The following is a 16,947-nucleotide window of genomic DNA, read 5'->3' as shown; positions in this document are numbered from 1 at the left end:
CTTCGGCGTCGGACAATGGCAGAAGCAAAATACTTCAGGCGAGGCTCAACGCGCCTTGGCCTTGCCTCCGTCTTTCTCCTCCAGCAGCACGGAAAGCGCAAACACGCCAAGCCCGATCACCGAGAGGACGGCGCCGACATAGCCGGTGGCTGCATAGCCGAAGCCCCAGGTGATGACGAGGCCGCCGAGCCAGGCGCCCAGCGCATTGGCGATGTTGAAGGCAGAATGGGTGGAGGCGGCGGCAAGCGTCTGCGCATCGCCCGCCACATCCATCAACCGGGTCTGCACGGCGGGGCAGGCGGCGAAGCCGCAGCCGGTGAAGAACACACAAAGGCACAGCAGCCAGGGGTTTGAAGCGGTCAGCGAAAAGCCGGTCATGACCACGACATTGAAGGCGAGCATGCCGAAGATCGTGCCCTTGAGCGAAATATCGGCCAGCCGCGATCCGACGATATTGCCGACATTCATGCCGATGCCGAACAGCGCCAGCACCACCGACACCATGGAGACGGAAAGGCCTGCGACATCCGTCGTGGTCTTGGCGATGTAGCTGAAAATGGCGAACATGCCACCGAAGCCGGAGGCGGCGACGGCCAGCGCCAGCCACACCTGCACGCGCCCGAAGGCGCCGAGTTCGCGGCGAATGCTGGCGCCCTCGCGCACGGCGTCACGCGGTTGGAACCACCACAACAGAGCAACCGTCGCCGCGCCGATCAGGCCGACCAGCAGGAAGGCTGCGCGCCAGCTCAGCAATTGGCCGAGGAAGGTGGCAATCGGCGTTCCCACGAGAGTTGCGATGGTGAGGCCGAGCATGACCCGTCCGACGGCGCGGGCACGGCGGTGCGCCGGCACCAGATTGGCGGCCACGAGCGCGGCGACGCCGAAATAAGCGCCGTGCGGCAGGCCGGTGAGGAAACGCAGGATGGTGAAGCTGATGAAATCCGGGGCGAGTGCGGAGAGGATGTTGCCCACGGCAAACACCGCCATGAGGCCGAGCAACAGCGTGCGGCGTCTCAGCCGCGCCGAAAGCACGGCGATGATCGGCGCGCCGACGACAACGCCGAGCGCATAGGCCGTGATGACGTAGCCCGCCGCCGGAATGGACACGCCATAGGTGGTGGCGACATCGGGCAGCAGGCCCATGATGACGAATTCGCCGGTGCCGATGCCGAAACCGCCCACGGCAAGCGCAAGCTGGATGAGCAGGATGGCGGCAGGCGAAAGCAGGGCAGCCGACGGCTCGTCCGCCGGCAGGGCAAGTTCGGCCTCATCGGCCACGGCAATCTTGGTCACGGGTCGCTCCGTTCATTCAACGAATGCCTGTCCGTTCGGTCCGGGAGGAAGACGCGGCAGGCATCGTCGGTATTCTGGATGTGCCGCCAGGACGGCAGGATCGGGATAGGCTCGGATCGGAAGCCGGGCATTGATTACGGGTACCGGCGATCCTGAGCAGTCGGCAGGTTATCTGACAATTCTCAAGTTTCGTCCAGTGCTTTGTTCAGCGCGGCGTGAGGGCCGCGACCAGTGCGCGCAACCCTTTCGTCAGCCGCTTGTCACGACGCATGACGAGGCCGAGAGAGCGGACCAGGCGCGGCGAGAGCGAGCAATGGCCGAGATCGGGCACGGCGTCCGCATCCGTCAGCGCCAGCGCGGGTACGATGGCCCAGCCGAGCCCGGCAGCGACAAGCCGCTTGATGGCCTCGACACTGCCAAGCTCCATCACCGGTTTGGGCGTCAGGCCGGCATCGGCAAACCATTGCTCGACAATGCGCCGTGTCGCGCCGCCCTCATAGAACAGGAGTGGCTTTTGCGCCAGCAAAACTGCCGGAATTGCGGGCAGGCCGGGCGCGTCGCGTGCGGGAAACAGCGCCACCAGCTCGTCGTCCGTCACCGGCAGTGTCTCGAAACTGCGATGGGTGACGGGCAGGGTGAGAAGACCGGCATCAAGCTCGTTTGCCTCGATCATCCGGACCAGATCCGGCGTGTTGCCGGTTTCCACCGCGATTTCCAGCCCTGGCATGTCTTCCTTCAGCCGGCGAAGAACAGGCGGCAGCAGATAGATGCAGGCCGTTGCCCCGGTGCCGATACGGATGCGGCCCACCGCACCGCTTTGATGCGGGGCGAGTGCTTCCAGCGCCCGGTTCATTTCCTCCTGGATACGCCGCACATGGACCAACAGGTCGCTGCCCGCCGGTGTCGGCAGCATGCGCCGCCCGACACGTTCGACAAGCCTGAGGCCGAGCCGCCGTTCGAGCTGGCGAAGCTGGAGGCTGATGGCCGGCTGCGTCACGCCGGCCCTGTCGGCGGTCGCGGAAAAGCTGCCGAGTTCGATCACGTCGGCAAAGGTCTGGAGTTGATCGAAACTGAGGCCCTTGATCACGGCTTGCCTTATGGTTTGCATAAAAGCGATAATATTTCTTTTTAGTTCCGCCGGGTTCAGGAAGGCAACGAGAATTTGTCTGCGAAAGGTCGCTCCATGTCGAATGAAACACCGCTCATCCTGCGCGATTGCCGCGAAGAGGATGTACCCGCCATTGCCGCCATCTATGCCGATGCCGTGACCAACGGTACGGCCTCCTTCGAACTGACGGCACCCGACGTGGCGGAGATGGCAGCCCGCCGCGCGACGCTGCTCAGGGGTGGCTATCCCTATATCGTCGCAGAACGTGACGGCACGGTTCTGGGCTATGCCTATGCCGGCGCCTACCGTCCGCGCCCGGCCTATGGCGCGACGGTGGAGAACTCGATCTATGTCAGTCCGGCGGCCAAGGGGCAGGGCGTCGGCAAGGCGCTGTTGGCACGGCTGATCGAGGAGGCCAAGGCGCGGGGCTTTCGCCAGATGATCGCCGTCATAGGCGATTCCGAAAATCATGCCTCGCGCGCGCTGCACGCCAGCCTTGGCTTTGAATTGAGCGGCGTTCTGCGTTCGGTGGGCTGGAAGCACGGTCGCTGGCTCGACAGTGTGCTGATGCAGCGAGCGCTGGGCGAAGGTGACCGAACGCCGCGCTGACGGAAAGCCGCAACCTTTGTAACGCGGGAACGTTATAGTAGGGTTTGCAGGCGTTCAGGCGGCGGGGTTCATGAAGTTCAAGGCATTTTTCAACCGCGAGGGCGGTACGTTCCGCACCGCGGATATGGACGCGTTTACCGCCCGGGCGATCGAGGTGTTCGAGGACGCAGGCCATGACATCACCGTTTCGGTGGTCGGCGGCGAGGACATAGAGCCGGCGATCTGTGCCGCTGCCGAGGCCGGTGGCATTGAGGGCATTATCGCCGGCGGTGGCGATGGCACGATCTCGACGGCGGCGGGCCTTGCCTGGCGTCACGACCTCGTGCTTGGCGTTGTTCCGGCGGGAACCATGAACCTGTTTGCCCGCTCGCTGAATGTGCCGCTTGATCCGGCTGCGGCCCTTGCGGCCCTGGCAACGGGTGACGTGCGGGCGGTGGACATTGCCAGCGCCAACGGTCGCCCTTTCGTGCACCAGTTTTCGGCCGGGCTGCATGCGCGCATGGTGCGCCTGCGCAATCGCATGGATTATGCCTCGCGGCTCGGCAAGATCAGGGCCAGCACCCGCGCCGCCCTTGGCGTCATCCTCAACCCGCCTGCCTTCGATGTGGAATTCACGCTGGCGGGGGAGAGCGGCCAACGCCATGTCTCGGCGGTGTCCGTGTCCAACAACGCCTTCGGCGTCAATCCTTTCCTTGTGCCGGAAGATGTGGCGGGCGGTAACCTCGGCTTCTACATCGCCGACGCCCTGCCGCCCGCAGGCGTGATGCGCCTTGCCATCGATATTCTGCGCGGACGCCTGAAGGACAACGCCGCCGTCACCTTCTCCGATACGCCGGAAGTGGACCTGCATTTCCCCCGCGCCCCGCGTACGGCACGCTGTGTCATCGATGGCGAACTCGTGCCCATGCCGCGCGACGTGCATCTGGAAATCCATGCCGGCGAGTTGAAGGTACTGGTTCCAGCCGGCCTGGCGGCGTGAGCGATTTTTTGATGGAAGCCATAAAAATGAACGCATCCTAACCGACCGTTCGGGTGGCGTTCATTTCATATGGCTTAATGAATGGCTCAAATACCTGCCGTCCACGCAAGGAGATTGTCATGGCGCGCTACATTTACGGTACGTCCTACAACGACACGATCTATCAGAACAGCTACAGCGATGTCGCGATCTATTCCTATGGCGGAAATGACAAGATCTATCTGAACCTCGTCGGTGCCTATGGCGGCGGCAATTATGTCGATGCCGGCACGGGCAATGACTACGTCAAGAACTGGTTCGAGGGCGGCAACGAGATCGACCTTTACGACGGTAACGACACCTACATCGCGTTTGGCTTTTCCAAGGTGTCCTATGACGTGGTCTATGCCGGCTATGGCAACGACAAGATCGACGTCTCGACCTATGGCAGCAAGTATTACGGCGAGCAGGGCGACGATCAGTTCTTCTCTGTCGGCTTCCGCAACTATTTCAACGGCGGTTCCGGTCGCGACGTCATCAGCTACGCGACCCAGGACACGGATCCCGACCTGCGCGGTCACGGCGTGGAAATCGATCTCGGTGCAGGTTATGCGCAAACCTATGGCAACACCGTCCGCGAAACGCTCGTAAGCATCGAGGATGCGGTAGGAACGGGTGCGGCCGACGATATCTACGGTTCGTCCGGGGCAAACAGCCTGTGGGGCGGCAAGGGATCGGATCTCGTTGACGGCATGGCCGGCAACGACAAGGTTTATGGCGGCGATGGCAACGATTTTCTTTACGGCAATTCCGGCCACGACGATCTCTACGGCGACGCCGGCAATGACAAGCTGTGGGGCGGCTCCGGCGACGACGACCTCTGGGGTGGTGTTGGCAATGACACACTGAACGGAGGGGCAGGCAGCGATTACCTCTACGGTGGCACCGGTGCGGATTACTTCGTGTTCACATCGATTGCCGATTCCCGGGGTTCCGCCCGCGACACTATCTTCGATTTCAATCGTGCCTCAGGTGACTACATCGATCTTCGCAGCATCGATGCCGACACGACCGGGTCCGGCAATCAGGCCTTCGAGTTTATCCGCGGGGCTGCTTTCAGCGGTACGGCCGGCGAACTGCGTTACAGCGGTGGGGTATTGTCCGGCGATGTCAACGGCGACGGCGTGTCCGATTTCCAGATCAATGTGAAGAACGTGTCGGCGCTTTACAGCAGCGATATCCTGCTCTGATCCGCACCGACTTCCGGCATAGAGAAAGCCCAGCCTCCCATGGAGCGCCGGGCTTTTTCATGCGCGTCATGCCACGCTTAAAGACGCGGCAGATAGGTGCCGTAATCGAAATCGGAGACCGTGCGCATGAAGGTCAGGGCTTCCTTGCGCTTGGTGTCGGCAAAGAGCTTGGCATAGGCCGTACCGAAAATGTCGGCCATGTCCGTGGACACGGCAAAGGCTTCGACAGCGGTCAGGAAATCATGCGTCAGCTTTTCCGTCTGCGGCGCTTCCGTGCCGGGTTCGGTCGCCGGGCCCGGATCGAGCGTGGCTTCCAGTCCCTTCAGCATGCCGCCGAGAATGGCGGCAAGCAGCAGGTAGGGGTTGGCGTCCGCTCCTGCCACGCGATGCTCCACGCGGGCCGCCGGGCCGTCCTTTTCCGGAATGCGGACGGAGGTGCCGCGATGGCCGTAACCCCAGTCGACATCGGTGGGCGCAAACGAGCCGGGCTGGAAACGGCGGTAGGAATTGGCAAAGGGCGCGAAGATGAGCTGGGCCGCGCGCATGGTTTGCAGCAGGCCGGCGGTCACGGACTTCAGCTTCACCGGATCGCCCCCCTTGGCATCCAGCACGTTATTGCCGTTTTTGTCGATGATGCTCGCATGGACATGCAGGCCCGAACCGGCCTGGCCGGTATAGGGCTTGGCCATGCATGTGGAGCGCAGCCCGTGCTTTTCGGCGGCCTTGGCGGCAATGCGCTTCAGCATCAGGCAATCATCGGCGGCGGCCAGCGCATCGGCGCGGTGCAGCAGGTTGATTTCAAACTGACCGGGGCCGAATTCTGCGGTCGTCGCATCGGCCGGCAGGCCCTGCGCAGCGCAATAGGCGCGTACCGTGTCGAGATAGGGCGTCAGCGCGTCGACGGCATCCATATCGTAAAGCTGGAAGCCGTTCGGCTGGCCTCGGAAGGTCAGACCCTTGGGTGGCATCGGCCTGCCAGTGTCGCGCCAGTCCTTGTCGTCATAGACGTAGAATTCCAGTTCCGTCGCCACGACCGGCGTCAGGCCGAGCGCCTCGAAACGCTTCAGCACCCCGGCCAGAATGCCGCGCGGATCGCAGAAATGCGCTTCGCCGGAAAGCGTGTGCATGGAAGCGAGCACCTGCTTCGAGCCGGGCGCGGCCCAGGGCATCGGCGCCAGCGTGCGGGCGTCGGGCAGGATCTGCCCGTCAGGATCGCCCAGCGTCAGCGAAATGCCGGTGAGATCGTCGTTATCGTCGCCCCAGATGTCGAGCGACTGGGTGGAGGCCGGAAGCCGCACCGCGCCGGACCACACCTTCTTTTCCGCATCGAGCGGCAGGCGCTTGCCGCGCAGCCGTCCGTTCATGTCGGCAATGAGGATTTCGAAGCAGGCGGTCGGATCGGCGGCGTCGATGCCTGCCGGGGTCTTGTCAGCGGTCATGAAAAGCTTCCGGTGGGGGCCGGTGGCGAAGTGGTCGCACTTGCCAAATCCGTGCCGTAAGGCCATGTTCGTAACGCAAAAAACGCCGCCTTTCAATCAGGGCGGGCCCAAGGTTCCTACCCCAGAGATCATCATGTCCATTTCCAATCTTGCCGCGATCGACGCCGCCCACCACATCCATCCATTCTCCGATATGAAGGCGCTCAATGCCAAGGGTACGCGCATCATCACGCGCGGCGAGGGGAGCCATATCTTCGATTCCACCGGCAAGAAGTATCTCGATGGGTTCGCCGGTCTGTGGTGCGTCAACATCGGTTATGGTCGTCCGGAAATTGCCGATGCCGTGCAGCGGCAGATGAACGAACTGGCCTATTACAACGCCTTCTTCGGTACCTCGACGCCGTCGGCTACGCTGCTGGCCGAAAAGATCGCAAGCCATACCGAGGGCCACCTGAACCACGTCTTTTTCACCAATTCTGGCTCGGAAGCGACCGACACCTGGTTCCGCATGGCGCGCGTCTACTGGCAGGCCAAGGGGCAGCCGGAAAAGAAGATCGTGATTGCCCGCCGCAACGGCTATCACGGCTCGACCGTTGCCGGCGCATCGCTCGGGGGCATGAAGCACATGCACCAGCAGGCGGGTTCGGAAATCACCGGTATCGCCCATATCGGCCAGCCCTACTGGTATGCCGAGGGTGGTGAACTGACACCGCATGAGTTCGGTCTCAAGGCTGCGAAGGAACTGGAAGACAAGATCGCCGAACTCGGCGCCGACAAGATCGCCGCCTTCGTGGCCGAACCGATCCAGGGTGCCGGTGGCGTGATCGTGCCACCGGATAGTTACTGGCCCGAAATCCAGCGCATCTGCACGGAAAACGATATTCTGCTGGTGGCCGATGAGGTCATCTGCGGCTTCGGCCGTCTGGGCCAGTGGTTCGGTCACCAGCATTTCAAGGTCAAGCCTGATCTCGCCCCGGTCGCCAAGGGCCTCTCGTCCGGTTACCTGCCCATCGGCGCCGTGCTGATCTCGGATCGCGTGGCCGATGTGATGATCAACGAGGTCGGCGATTTCTTCCACGGCTTCACCTATTCCGGCCATCCGGTTTCGGCGGCGGCGGCTCTCGAAAACCTGCGCATCATCGAGGATGAGAAGCTGGTCGAGCGCGTGCGCGACGATATCGGCCCTTATTTCACCAAGGCATGGAAGAGCCTCGAGGATCACGATCTCGTCGGCACCGCCGAAAATGTCGGCCTGATGGGCGCGCTCCAGATGGCCGCGGAAAAGAAGACGCGTCAGCGCTTCACCAAGGCCGATGATTTCGGTTCCTATGTCCGCAATGTCTGCCTTGAAAATGGGCTCGTACTGCGAGCCACCGGCGATCGCATGCTCGCGTCTCCACCGCTCGTCATCACCGAGGAAGAGGTGGACTTCATGGTCAAGGTCACACGCCTCGGCCTCGATGCCGCTTGGAAGGTGCGCGGGGATTATGTCTGAGCACGAGCACCATTATGCCGTGAAGGTCGTCTGGACCGGCAACAGGGGGCAGGGCACGGCGAACTATCGTGCCTATGCCCGCGATCATGTGATTGCGCAGGACGGCAAGCCGGATATTCCCGGCTCCGCCGATCCGGCCTTCCGGGGCGATCCGGCGCGCTGGAATCCGGAAGACCTGCTGGTCGCCTCGCTGTCGGCCTGCCACAAGCTCTGGTATCTGCATTTCTGCGCTGTCAGCGGCGTGGTGGTCGAAGCTTATGAGGATCATGCCGAAGGCGTAATGGTGACGGACGTCGATGGCGGTGGCCGCTTCACCGGCGTAACGCTGAAACCGGTCGTGACGATTTCCGCCGGCGATCCGGAAAAGGCGCTCTCGCTTCACCACGACGCCCACGAAAAATGCTTCATCGCCTGCTCGGTGAATTTTCCCGTGGGCTGTGAGGCCAGGGTGATCGTTCAAACGTGAGTGAGAGCCATCGCCATAGCCCTGTCCACATCGTGACGGGCTATGAAGCGGGACGCGCGTGGAACCGGATCATGCAGATATTGGTCCGGGCCGAGCATCTTGCGATGGTTGAGCGCGGAGGTGTCGAGCAGGTCAAAGTCGACTGACTCGATTGTCGCGTTCCAGCCGGGTTGTCGTGAGGACCATCCCTTCTTGTGGTGGGCCAGAAGTTTGTCACGGCAGCAAAAGCCGTGACAGTCGAACGCGATCGTTCCGTTCGTTACATAGATGTGGTTGCCGGAGTAACCGTCGGCCGGCAGGATCCGTTCGGCAAAGACACCCTCCAGCGGCGGGTTCCTCAGGAATGTACCGGCCAGAATGTGGCAGGCGCCAAAACCGAAGAAGATCCTGTCCGGGAGTGCCCAACGCCTTGCAGGGTCTTTTTTGATTCCGGGTTTCAGCACATACATCGTCTTGCATCCTGAAAGGCCGGTGCCTTGATCTGGCGCCGGCCCACCCCGGGGATTACTGGAACGCCGTTTCGTAGAAGCTTCTCAGCTTGCGGGAATGCAGCGCTTCGATCGGCATGTCGGCCATCATCTGGATGGCGCGGATGCCGATTTGCAGGTGCTGGCTGACCTGCGTGCGATAGAAGGCGGTCGCCATGCCCGGCAGTTTCAGTTCACCGTGCAGCGGCTTGTCGGAGACGCACAGCAGCGTGCCGTAGGGTACGCGGAAGCGGAAGCCGTTGGCGGCGATGGTGGCCGATTCCATGTCGAGCGCGATGGCGCGGGACTGGGAGAGCCGTTTCACCGGACCGCGCTGGTCGCGCAGTTCCCAGTTGCGGTTGTCGATGGTGGCGACGGTGCCGGTACGCATGATGCGCTTCAGCTCGAAGCCGGAAAGCCCGGTCACTTCCGCGACGGCTCCTTCCAGCGCGAGCTGGACTTCCGAAAGCGCGGGGATCGGGATCCATACCGGCAGGTCGTCATCGAGAACATGGTCCTCGCGCACATAGGCGTGGGCAAGCACGTAATCGCCAAGCCGCTGGCTGTTGCGCAGGCCGGCGCAATGGCCGAGCATCAGCCAGGCATGCGGGCGCAGAACGGCGATGTGGTCGGTAATCGTCTTGGCGTTGGACGGGCCGACGCCGATATTGACCATGGTGATGCCGCCGTGACCCTTTTTCTTGATGTGATAGGCCGGCATCTGCGGCATTCGCACCGGTTGGGCAGCAGTCGGGGCGGTCTGGCCTGCTTCGGTCACGATATTGCCCGGCTCCACGAAGGCGGTGTAGCCATTGCCGCCCTCGGCCATCTGCTGGCGAGCCCAGGCGCAGAATTCGTCCATATAGAACTGGTAGTTGGTGAAGAGCACGAAGTTCTGGAAATGCTCCGCCGCCGTCGCCGTGTAGTGTGAAAGCCGGGCCAGCGAATAGTCGATGCGCTGCGCGGTAAACGGGGCGAGCGGCGCCGGTTCGCCAGGCACCTGATCGTATTCGCCATTGGCGATGAGGTCGTCCGTGGTGTTGAGGTCCGGCGTGTCGAACAGGTCGCGCAGGGGCACGTCGGCAAGCGCCGTTGAGGCGGAGGCCTCGACATGGGCGCCTTCCCCGAACGCAAAATGCAGCGGAATGGGCGTGGTCGATTCGGATACGGTGACCGGCACGCCGTGATTCTTCATCAATAGCCCGAGCTGGGTCTTGAGATAGTGGCGAAACAGCTTCGGGCGGGTGATTGTCGTGGTGTAGATGCCCGGCGAGGTGACATGGCCGTAGGACAGACGCGAATCGGCCAGGCCGAAGCTCGTGGTTTCAATGGCAACCTGCGGGTAGAAGGCGCGGAAGCGACCGTGCACCGTCCCGCCCTTGGCGAGTTCGCCGAAGCCGGCTTTCAGAAAGGCCGTGTTGCGGTCGTAGAGTTCCGTCAAGGCATCGACGGCCTTGACCGGATCATCGAAAACCTGCGGCTTCGCGGGTTCGGGGCTGATGAAGGAGAGTGGCGAATGAGTCTGGATTCGTTTGTTCATGAGGCATTATAAATTGAAGACGATGACAGGCAAGCGGGGCCATTTCTGCCAGTGTTCAATTTTTCGATGCCGAAGACAGGTGCTGTTTACAGCGCGTAGGTGCAGCTCGGGCTGGCTTTGTGCAGGCAGGTAATGTCCGTGCCGAGATGCACGCGGCGGTTATCGATGCCGTTGCGGGCGACAAGCTCGGCAAACAGAAGGGCGAAGATCGCCATGGTCAGGGTGAAGATCGTCAGGCGGCGTGCGGATTGTGTCATGGCGTGCCCTCTTTTCGTCTGTTGTCGGACATTGTTTTGACACGCCCCGGCTGAACCATGTCTGACGCCACGGTTCAGCCGGTATTCACAAGGGTTAACGGCCGAAAGGTGTCAGAGCCGTGTCCAGTTCTGCGATTTGCAGAACACGGAAAGAACGCAACCCTTCATCTTCAGCGTATTTCCGGAAACGCTGCCGGAGCCGCTATAGGTCTTGTCTTCCTTGGGGTCGGTGATCGAGCCGCTGTAATCCGTGCCGGAACCGGCCAGCTTGCCGATCTGCTTGCCGGCATGGGCACCGGTCTTGAGCGTGATGCAGAAGCCGCCGCTGCATGGGGCAATCGCCGCAGTCTCGCCGCTCGCCGTTTTCCAGTTGCCCTCGATGGGCTCGCCGGCAAAGGCGGGCATGGCGAAGCCGATGAGAAGGGCCGCTGCCAGAATATGTCTCATGTGTCCTTATCCTCCCGAAAGAAGGGCGTCTGGCGGCTCCTCCCGGCAAGACGTCCCTCGTTGATTCCCTGTGCCGCCGTTTTTCAGGCTGCATGCGCATCCTGCCAAAAATTCCGTGCACGTAAAAGTCAATTTTTATATGCAGCGAAAAACGGTCGGAGCGCATCAAAAACGGGAGTGAGCAGAGGAAGAAAAAACGCGCGTCGCTTTCCTATGGTGAAAAAAGAGTTGCGGCGCGAGCGTGAAGCTTTCGTAAAATTCGAGGCTAATTCCTTGGCGTTACGGCATTCCGATACTTAATGAAAACCCAATTTAACCAAGCATTTGGATTTCGTTTGCCCGTCATTAATCAAGCATTTTAGCGCAATTTTGAATCGTCTTTGAGAAAGTGAACTCAACAAACGGACAGGAAACAACCTGCCGCTTCCAAGGCGCCGGACAGACCGGAAAACCGGCAAGGCAGCCTGGATGAGCCCGCTAAGGGGCAGGCCGACGAAGAGAATAGAAACAGGGTTTAAGGGATCAAACCAATGGCACGCTTTGATATTCAGAATGCTGGAATGGCCACCATGGGTGGCGAAGCACTCGCCGATGTCTTCTGCGAAATGGGCCTGATGTACGCGACGGGCCGCGGCTGCGAGGTCGATCTGGTCGCTGCCCACAAGTGGCTCAACATCGCCGCGATCAAGGGTTCCGATCACGCCGCCGAACTGCGCGCTGAACTGGCCCGCACGATGACCAAGGCCGATCTGGCTGCCGCACTTCGCGCTGCCCGCGAATGGATGACGATGCACTGATTTATGAGTTTGTGAGGGGAGCGTGCGCGGTCCCGCCTTCAAGAAAGGCCCGGCAAGGGCTGAGAGGAAGGGCGGGGCCGTAGCACCACTCATCGGGAGTAAAGGCCTGCGAGGGGATCGGGCGGCGAAGACGCCACCCGCTTGAAAAGAACCGTGATCGGCAGAGACAAGGCCGGCACGGTTCTTTCGCGTTTCAGAGTGCCTTCAGCACGTCCGGCAGGGTTTCTTCCAGCAGAGCCATATCGGCTTCCGTGCCGGTGGAAACGCGGATGCAGCGGTTGAGAGGCGCCACGCCCGGCATGCGGATGAACACACCCTTTTCGCCGAGACCGGTAACGATGGCGCGGGCGTAATCGCCATCGCGCCCGCAATCGACCGCCACGAAGTTGGTGGCCGAAGGCCGCGGCTCGAAACCATTCGCCCGCGCAATGGTGCCGATTCGCTGGCGCGAAGCCTCGATCTTGCCAAGAACAGACGCGAGATAGGCCTGATCCTTCAATGCGGCGAGCGCAGCGGCGACGGAAATGCGCGCCATGCCGAAATGGTTGCGGATCTTGTCGAAGGCCTTGATCGTTTCCGGTGCGCCGATGGCATAGCCGACGCGCGCGCCCGCCAGACCATAGGCCTTGGAGAAGGTGCGGGTGCGGATGACATTCGGACGGTCGATGAGGCTGGCGATGGAAGGCGCCGTGCCTTCCGGCGCACACTCTATATAGGCCTCGTCCAGCACGAGCAGCGAATCCTCCGGCACGGCCTTTGCGAAAGCCTCGACTTCCGCAGCACTCCGCCAGCTTCCCATGGGATTGTCGGGATTGGCGAAATAGACGAGCGGCGCATTTTCGCGCTTTGTCGCTTCCAGCAGCGCCGCCGGGTTTTCCCGGTCGCTTTCATAAGGAACGGTTACCAGCCGCCCGCCGAAGCCGGCGACATGGTAATTGAAGGTCGGATAGCCGCCGAAGGAATTGACGACCGGCGCGCCGGGTTCGATCACCATCCGCACGATGAGGCCGAGAATGGCGTCGACGCCTTCGCCCACGGCAATATTCTCAGGCTTGCAGCCGAGATGCGCGGCAAGGGCCTGCTTCAACTCGAAGTTTTCGGGGTCGGCATATTTCCACGTTTCGAGCGCGGCCTTGCCGATGGCCTCGATGACGGAAGGAGCAGGGCCGAAGCCGCTTTCATTGGCGCCGATGCGGGCACGAACGGGCGAACCGGTCTGCCGCTCGATGGCCTCGGGGCCGACGAAGGGAACGGTCGAGGGAAGGGAGGCAATCAGCGGTGTGAAGCGGGAAAAGGCGGGCATATCTGGTGTCCGGAATGCAAGGGGGGCGGAAAGGTCGCCACAATAGGCAAAGGTGTTGCCGTGGCAAGGCCCGCCCGACCTGTTGCCGGGCTTTCGGAAAACATATTCCGCAGAAAGATTGCCATGGGGCAGGACATGCTCGCGAAAAGGCTCAGCTTTCGAAGCTGAGCCTGCGCACATGGTGGAGGAATTCCGGGTCGATCAGCATGTTGAAGCCGACGGTGACGATCTCACCCTCGCGTTTGCTCATCGTGCAGCCGATTTCGTCGCGAATGCCGAGAATCTCGAGGAAGAAATGCGAGGGCAGCTCCACCTTCGGGCTCACTTCAAGCTGCGCGCCATACTGCGAGATCCGGCGGATCACGCAGCGCACCGAGTTGGAAATGCTCAGGCGATGACCAACGAATACAATCTTGCCGGGTCGGTCGATCGTAAACTTTTCGTAAAGTTCCTCTGGCGGCGCCTTGCCGTTATCTTGCACTCTTATCTGTATCGGCATGGCACCCTCCCGTGCCTTGTCTTGAATGGTTCCAGAATAGCGCAGCTTCCTTCTACAGAGGTGAATCGGTGCGTTAAAATGCGAGCCAAATGTGCAAATAGGTCGCAGTCGGTGGAAAGGTGGTCGCGCAGGCTTGTGCCGGACTGGAGCCTTGAAACGGTCTTCATCTTTCATTATTTATCGCTGTGGTTGAGGCGCCGGCCGCTCGCGAGCGACAAGCTTTGGTGAAGTCCTCCTTTTGCACTTTCAAACTCCATCAGCGCATGCGGACGGAGGCAATGCGAGCCCCCCATCGAATGTCATGCTTCACGTTGAGGAGTATTGCCATGACCATGGCCCTGACGACGATTGACGATTTCAAGGCCCAGGCAAAGCGATTGCGCCGCGCCATGGCCGATCAGGGCGCTGAAATCGCTCATTCCACCGCGCTTGAACTCGTAGCCAAGAGCCACGGCGAACGCGACTGGAACACGCTTTCGGCCCTTGCCCGGCGCGACGATACAAACGCGCTTTCGCTCGCCGTCGACCAGAAGGTGCGCGGCAGCTATCTCGGCCAGCCCTATGAGGGCCGGATCGTATCGCTGACCAGGCTGCCGACGGCCGGCCTTTATCGTATCGCCGTGCAGTTCGACCGTCCGGTCGATGTCGTCACCTTCGAAAGCTTTTCCGCTTTCCGCAGCCGGGTGAATGCGGTGGTTGATGCCACGGGCGTATCGCCCCGCCGCACTTCGAACGGGCGGCCGCAGATGACCGTTCAGCCTGTGGCCTGAAACCCGATCCAGCCGCCCCGCCGGGGCCGGCTGGATCACGCCTTATACAGGCGTATGATTCTCAGCGCGGCCCCTCGGCCACGATCTTGAGGTCTGGCCGCTTGCATTCGAGACCGAGGCGGTGCAGTGCCGAGCGGTGTTGCTCGCGGCAGGCTTCAATGAAGGCCGGGCCACAAAAGGACGTGATCTGCAGGGTCAGCGCCACGATGCAGAAACCGCCGCTGCCACGCAGGCTGACGGTTACGAGCGTCGCGCCGAGCGGCTTGTCCCTGTCCATCACGGTCTCGATGAAGACGATTCGCTGGTTTTCCTGAATATCGATGAAGCGGCGTTCTATGCTGATGTGGGCGTCGCTTTGTGTGTCGCCGCCGATCACATCGCAACCTCCGGGAAGGAAGGCCATCCGATCCATCCGGGCCGGGCCGTCCTGCGAAAGTCCGCACCAGCGCGCCCGACTTTCATCGTTTGCCCAGGCGGCAAAGACCCGTGACGGGTGAACACTGTAGTGATGCTCGAAACTCAAGGTTTCGTGGATGGTTTCGCGCCCGGTGCCGCTCATCGATTCCCGTAGTCCCGTTCGGGCAGAAGATTGCGCATTTTGCCGGTACCTGTCCAGTTGACGCTTGCCCATACCGGGTTTACGCCTGCCTCGCTTGAAATTCAGCGGAAAAGCGGAGAAGAAGATGACGGAGAGGCTGGTCATTGTTGGTGCGGGGCAGGCGGCATTTGCATTGGCCGCGAAGCTGAGAGCGCTGAAGGATGAGCGCCCGATCACCATGATTGGCGATGAGCCCGTGCCGCCTTACCAGCGCCCGCCGCTTTCCAAGAAATACCTGCTCGGCGAAATGAGCTTCGAGCGCCTGACCTACCGCCCCGATGCCTGGTTCAACGAAAACGGTATGGATCTCCGCCTGTCGACACGCGTCGTCAAGATTGATCGCGCGGTAAAGACAGTGACGCTGAGCGACGGCTCGACGCTGGATTACGACGTGCTGGTTCTGGCAACGGGCGCCACGCCACGCAAACTGCCGGTGGAAATCGGCGGCACGCTTGAGGGTGTTTTCGAAGTGCGCAACAAGGCCGATGCCGATCGTCTGGCCGGGGAAATGCGCCCGGGTCGCCATCTGCTGGTGGTCGGTGGCGGTTATATCGGCCTTGAAGCGGCGGCCGTCGCCCGCAAGCTCGGGCTTGAGGTCGTGCTCATCGAAGCCGCCGAACGCATTCTCCGCCGCGTCGCCGCCGCAGAAACCGCCGATGCCATGCGCGCCATTCACGAAGAGCACGGTGTATCCATCCGCGAAAAGACCGGTCTTGTGAACCTCATCGGCGAAAATGGCCACGTTGTCGCCGCCGATCTCACCGACGGTTCGCGTGTCAGGGCGGATTTCGTCGTGGTGGGCATCGGTGTGACTGCCAATGATTCGCTGGCAAAGGATGCGGGTCTCGACGTAGCCGGCGGTATCATCGTCGATGAACTTGGCCGCACGAGCGATGATTCGATCTTTGCAGCTGGCGATTGCGCGGTTTTCCCTTACCGCGGGCAGCCGATTCGTCTCGAATCGGTTCAGAACGCCGTCGATCAGGCGGAAGCGATTGCCGCCGTGCTGGCTGGCGAACCCAGGCCCTATGTGCCGCAGCCGTGGTTCTGGTCCGATCAGTACGACGTCAAGCTCCAGATCGCCGGTTACAATGCCGGCTACAGCGAAACGCTGGTGCGCCCCGGCAGCCGCCCTGGTGCGCTCTCCATCTGGTATTTCCGCGCCGGCGATCTCATCGCCGTCGACGCCATCAACGATGCCAAGGCTTATGTCTCGGGTAAGAAGATGCTGGAAAACGGCATCAACCCGCCAAAGGAATCGCTGGCCGATTCGAATTTCGACCTGAAGCAGCTTCTCGCCTAGAGTATCCGTTTTGATCAAGCTGGTTTTGGGGTCCATTTGCGATTGTTTTTCAGCAGTGCGTTAGCGAGAACGATGAGTTTTCGCATGATGGCAGTGATGGCGACCTTTGGTGGTTTTCCCGCGGCTTTGAGCCGGTCGTAGTTTGCCTTGAGGTCCGGGTTGAAGCGACAGGCAACGAGAGCCGGCATGTAGAGTGCCTGGCGGACGACGGCCCTTCCGCCGGCGATGAAGGCGCGTCCGGTCCATCGCCCTTACTGGCGGCTCATAGGCGCAAGCCCGCACAGTGCGGCTGCCGCTTTCTCATCAAGTTCGCCGAGCTCCGGCATCTCGATGAGAAGCGTAGAAGCC

18 protein-coding genes and 1 pseudogene are annotated in these 16,947 nt (G+C 61.6%); 8 read left to right on the top strand and 11 right to left on the bottom strand.

The features are described from left to right. Positions 1-45: 45 nt before the first annotated feature. Both GGQ66_RS16840 and GGQ66_RS16835 read right to left on the bottom strand, forming a co-directional pair. Complete coding sequence (locus GGQ66_RS16840; RefSeq protein ID WP_210287310.1) at positions 46-1,254, bottom strand: MFS transporter; 1,209 nt, start codon at positions 1,252-1,254, stop codon at positions 46-48. Positions 1,255-1,498: 244 nt separating this feature from the next. Next, positions 1,499-2,377, bottom strand: a complete 879-nt coding sequence (locus GGQ66_RS16835; RefSeq protein WP_370686379.1) for a LysR family transcriptional regulator — start codon at positions 2,375-2,377, stop codon at positions 1,499-1,501. A 99-nt stretch (positions 2,378-2,476) separates the two neighbouring features. Here GGQ66_RS16835 and GGQ66_RS16830 point away from each other — a divergent pair, with 99 nt between their 5' ends. From GGQ66_RS16830 to GGQ66_RS16820, 3 genes are all read left to right on the top strand, one after another. Further along, on the top strand, positions 2,477-3,010 hold the full coding sequence (locus tag GGQ66_RS16830) for a GNAT family N-acetyltransferase (RefSeq protein ID WP_183793904.1): 534 nt from the start codon (positions 2,477-2,479) through the stop codon (positions 3,008-3,010). A 70-nt stretch (positions 3,011-3,080) separates the two neighbouring features. After that, positions 3,081-3,989 carry a diacylglycerol kinase family protein gene (locus GGQ66_RS16825; protein ID WP_183793903.1) on the top strand — a complete coding sequence of 303 codons (909 nt, stop codon included), beginning with the start codon at positions 3,081-3,083 and terminating at the stop codon, positions 3,987-3,989. 119 nt (positions 3,990-4,108) lie between these two features. Continuing rightward, positions 4,109-5,218, top strand: coding sequence for a calcium-binding protein (locus tag GGQ66_RS16820; protein ID WP_183793902.1), 1,110 nt, complete (start codon positions 4,109-4,111; stop codon positions 5,216-5,218). A 77-nt stretch (positions 5,219-5,295) separates the two neighbouring features. On the opposite strand, the gene GGQ66_RS16815 is transcribed toward GGQ66_RS16820, so the two are convergent. Next, positions 5,296-6,657 (bottom strand): glutamine synthetase family protein, encoded by a 1,362-nt coding sequence (locus GGQ66_RS16815; protein ID WP_183793901.1) that lies wholly within the window; start codon positions 6,655-6,657, stop codon positions 5,296-5,298. A 133-nt stretch (positions 6,658-6,790) separates the two neighbouring features. On the opposite strand from GGQ66_RS16815, the gene GGQ66_RS16810 reads away from it, so the two are divergent. Both GGQ66_RS16810 and GGQ66_RS16805 read left to right on the top strand, forming a co-directional pair. Beyond that, positions 6,791-8,152, top strand: coding sequence for an aspartate aminotransferase family protein (locus tag GGQ66_RS16810; RefSeq protein WP_237358963.1), 1,362 nt, complete (start codon positions 6,791-6,793; stop codon positions 8,150-8,152). Next, a complete protein-coding gene (locus tag GGQ66_RS16805; RefSeq protein ID WP_183793899.1) occupies positions 8,145-8,618 on the top strand; it encodes an OsmC family protein in 474 nt (157 codons plus the stop codon). Before GGQ66_RS16810 ends, GGQ66_RS16805 begins: the two co-directional genes overlap by 8 nt. Here GGQ66_RS16805 and GGQ66_RS16800 read toward each other — a convergent pair. The 4 genes from GGQ66_RS16800 to GGQ66_RS16785 form a co-directional block, all read right to left on the bottom strand. Further along, the gene (locus tag GGQ66_RS16800; RefSeq protein ID WP_183793898.1) at positions 8,609-9,067 is read right to left on the bottom strand and encodes a hypothetical protein; all 459 of its coding nucleotides are present in this window, start codon (positions 9,065-9,067) and stop codon (positions 8,609-8,611) included. The genes GGQ66_RS16805 and GGQ66_RS16800 overlap by 10 nt on opposite strands. Before the next feature lie 55 nt (positions 9,068-9,122). Further along, positions 9,123-10,625 carry an AMP nucleosidase gene (locus GGQ66_RS16795; protein WP_183793897.1) on the bottom strand — a complete coding sequence of 501 codons (1,503 nt, stop codon included), beginning with the start codon at positions 10,623-10,625 and terminating at the stop codon, positions 9,123-9,125. Between the two features lie 86 nt (positions 10,626-10,711). After that, a complete protein-coding gene (locus GGQ66_RS16790; protein ID WP_183793896.1) occupies positions 10,712-10,882 on the bottom strand; it encodes a hypothetical protein in 171 nt (56 codons plus the stop codon). A 111-nt stretch (positions 10,883-10,993) separates the two neighbouring features. Then, entirely contained in the window at positions 10,994-11,329 is a 336-nt protein-coding gene (locus GGQ66_RS16785) for a DUF2147 domain-containing protein (RefSeq protein ID WP_183793895.1), read from the bottom strand. Between the two features lie 530 nt (positions 11,330-11,859). Here GGQ66_RS16785 and GGQ66_RS16780 point away from each other — a divergent pair. Further along, positions 11,860-12,126: an SEL1-like repeat protein gene (locus GGQ66_RS16780; protein WP_183793894.1), complete on the top strand. Its 267-nt coding sequence runs from the start codon at positions 11,860-11,862 to the stop codon at positions 12,124-12,126. A gap of 193 nt (positions 12,127-12,319) precedes the next feature. Here the strand turns inward: GGQ66_RS16780 and GGQ66_RS16775 are convergent, their stop codons facing one another. Together GGQ66_RS16775 and GGQ66_RS16770 are read right to left on the bottom strand one after the other, a co-directional pair. Further along, the gene (locus GGQ66_RS16775; protein ID WP_183793893.1) at positions 12,320-13,429 is read right to left on the bottom strand and encodes a pyridoxal phosphate-dependent aminotransferase; all 1,110 of its coding nucleotides are present in this window, start codon (positions 13,427-13,429) and stop codon (positions 12,320-12,322) included. Between the two features lie 151 nt (positions 13,430-13,580). After that, positions 13,581-13,928, bottom strand: a complete 348-nt coding sequence (locus GGQ66_RS16770) for a hypothetical protein (protein ID WP_183793892.1) — start codon at positions 13,926-13,928, stop codon at positions 13,581-13,583. Positions 13,929-14,254: 326 nt separating this feature from the next. On the opposite strand from GGQ66_RS16770, the gene GGQ66_RS16765 reads away from it, so the two are divergent. Further along, complete coding sequence (locus tag GGQ66_RS16765) at positions 14,255-14,698, top strand: glyoxalase superfamily protein (protein ID WP_183793891.1); 444 nt, start codon at positions 14,255-14,257, stop codon at positions 14,696-14,698. A gap of 61 nt (positions 14,699-14,759) precedes the next feature. Here the strand turns inward: GGQ66_RS16765 and GGQ66_RS16760 are convergent, their stop codons facing one another. After that, a complete protein-coding gene (locus tag GGQ66_RS16760; protein WP_183793890.1) occupies positions 14,760-15,257 on the bottom strand; it encodes an SRPBCC domain-containing protein in 498 nt (165 codons plus the stop codon). A 124-nt stretch (positions 15,258-15,381) separates the two neighbouring features. On the opposite strand from GGQ66_RS16760, the gene GGQ66_RS16755 reads away from it, so the two are divergent. Next, the gene (locus tag GGQ66_RS16755) at positions 15,382-16,599 is read left to right on the top strand and encodes an NAD(P)/FAD-dependent oxidoreductase (protein ID WP_183793889.1); all 1,218 of its coding nucleotides are present in this window, start codon (positions 15,382-15,384) and stop codon (positions 16,597-16,599) included. A 14-nt stretch (positions 16,600-16,613) separates the two neighbouring features. On the opposite strand, the pseudogene GGQ66_RS16750 reads toward GGQ66_RS16755, so the two are convergent. Continuing rightward, positions 16,614-16,947: pseudogene (locus GGQ66_RS16750) on the bottom strand (transposase); the annotation flags it as partial.

This window comes from Allorhizobium borbori, from assembly GCF_014196535.1.
Taxonomy (GTDB): Bacteria; Pseudomonadota; Alphaproteobacteria; order Rhizobiales; family Rhizobiaceae; genus Ectorhizobium; species Ectorhizobium borbori.
The sequence above is the reverse complement of the archived record's forward strand: the minus strand, read 5'-3'. Positions and strand labels throughout refer to the sequence as shown.

Bases quoted from the DNA above. Each gene is read 5' to 3' on its own strand.
- GGQ66_RS16765 (WP_183793891.1), top strand. From the start codon at position 14,255: ATGACCATGGCCCTGACGACGATTGACGATTTCAAGGCCCAGGCAAAG.
- GGQ66_RS16760 (WP_183793890.1), bottom strand. From the start codon at position 15,257: ATGAGCGGCACCGGGCGCGAAACCATCCACGAAACCTTGAGTTTCGAG.
- GGQ66_RS16795 (WP_183793897.1), bottom strand. From the start codon at position 10,625: ATGAACAAACGAATCCAGACTCATTCGCCACTCTCCTTCATCAGCCCC.
- GGQ66_RS16790 (WP_183793896.1), bottom strand. From the start codon at position 10,882: ATGACACAATCCGCACGCCGCCTGACGATCTTCACCCTGACCATGGCG.
- GGQ66_RS16780 (WP_183793894.1), top strand. From the start codon at position 11,860: ATGGCACGCTTTGATATTCAGAATGCTGGAATGGCCACCATGGGTGGC.
- GGQ66_RS16800 (WP_183793898.1), bottom strand. From the start codon at position 9,067: ATGTATGTGCTGAAACCCGGAATCAAAAAAGACCCTGCAAGGCGTTGG.
- GGQ66_RS16805 (WP_183793899.1), top strand. From the start codon at position 8,145: ATGTCTGAGCACGAGCACCATTATGCCGTGAAGGTCGTCTGGACCGGC.
- GGQ66_RS16825 (WP_183793903.1), top strand. From the start codon at position 3,081: ATGAAGTTCAAGGCATTTTTCAACCGCGAGGGCGGTACGTTCCGCACC.
- GGQ66_RS16785 (WP_183793895.1), bottom strand. From the start codon at position 11,329: ATGAGACATATTCTGGCAGCGGCCCTTCTCATCGGCTTCGCCATGCCC.
- GGQ66_RS16815 (WP_183793901.1), bottom strand. From the start codon at position 6,657: ATGACCGCTGACAAGACCCCGGCAGGCATCGACGCCGCCGATCCGACC.
- GGQ66_RS16830 (WP_183793904.1), top strand. From the start codon at position 2,477: ATGTCGAATGAAACACCGCTCATCCTGCGCGATTGCCGCGAAGAGGAT.
- GGQ66_RS16770 (WP_183793892.1), bottom strand. From the start codon at position 13,928: ATGCCGATACAGATAAGAGTGCAAGATAACGGCAAGGCGCCGCCAGAG.
- GGQ66_RS16755 (WP_183793889.1), top strand. From the start codon at position 15,382: ATGACGGAGAGGCTGGTCATTGTTGGTGCGGGGCAGGCGGCATTTGCA.
- GGQ66_RS16810 (WP_237358963.1), top strand. From the start codon at position 6,791: ATGTCCATTTCCAATCTTGCCGCGATCGACGCCGCCCACCACATCCAT.
- GGQ66_RS16775 (WP_183793893.1), bottom strand. From the start codon at position 13,429: ATGCCCGCCTTTTCCCGCTTCACACCGCTGATTGCCTCCCTTCCCTCG.
- GGQ66_RS16820 (WP_183793902.1), top strand. From the start codon at position 4,109: ATGGCGCGCTACATTTACGGTACGTCCTACAACGACACGATCTATCAG.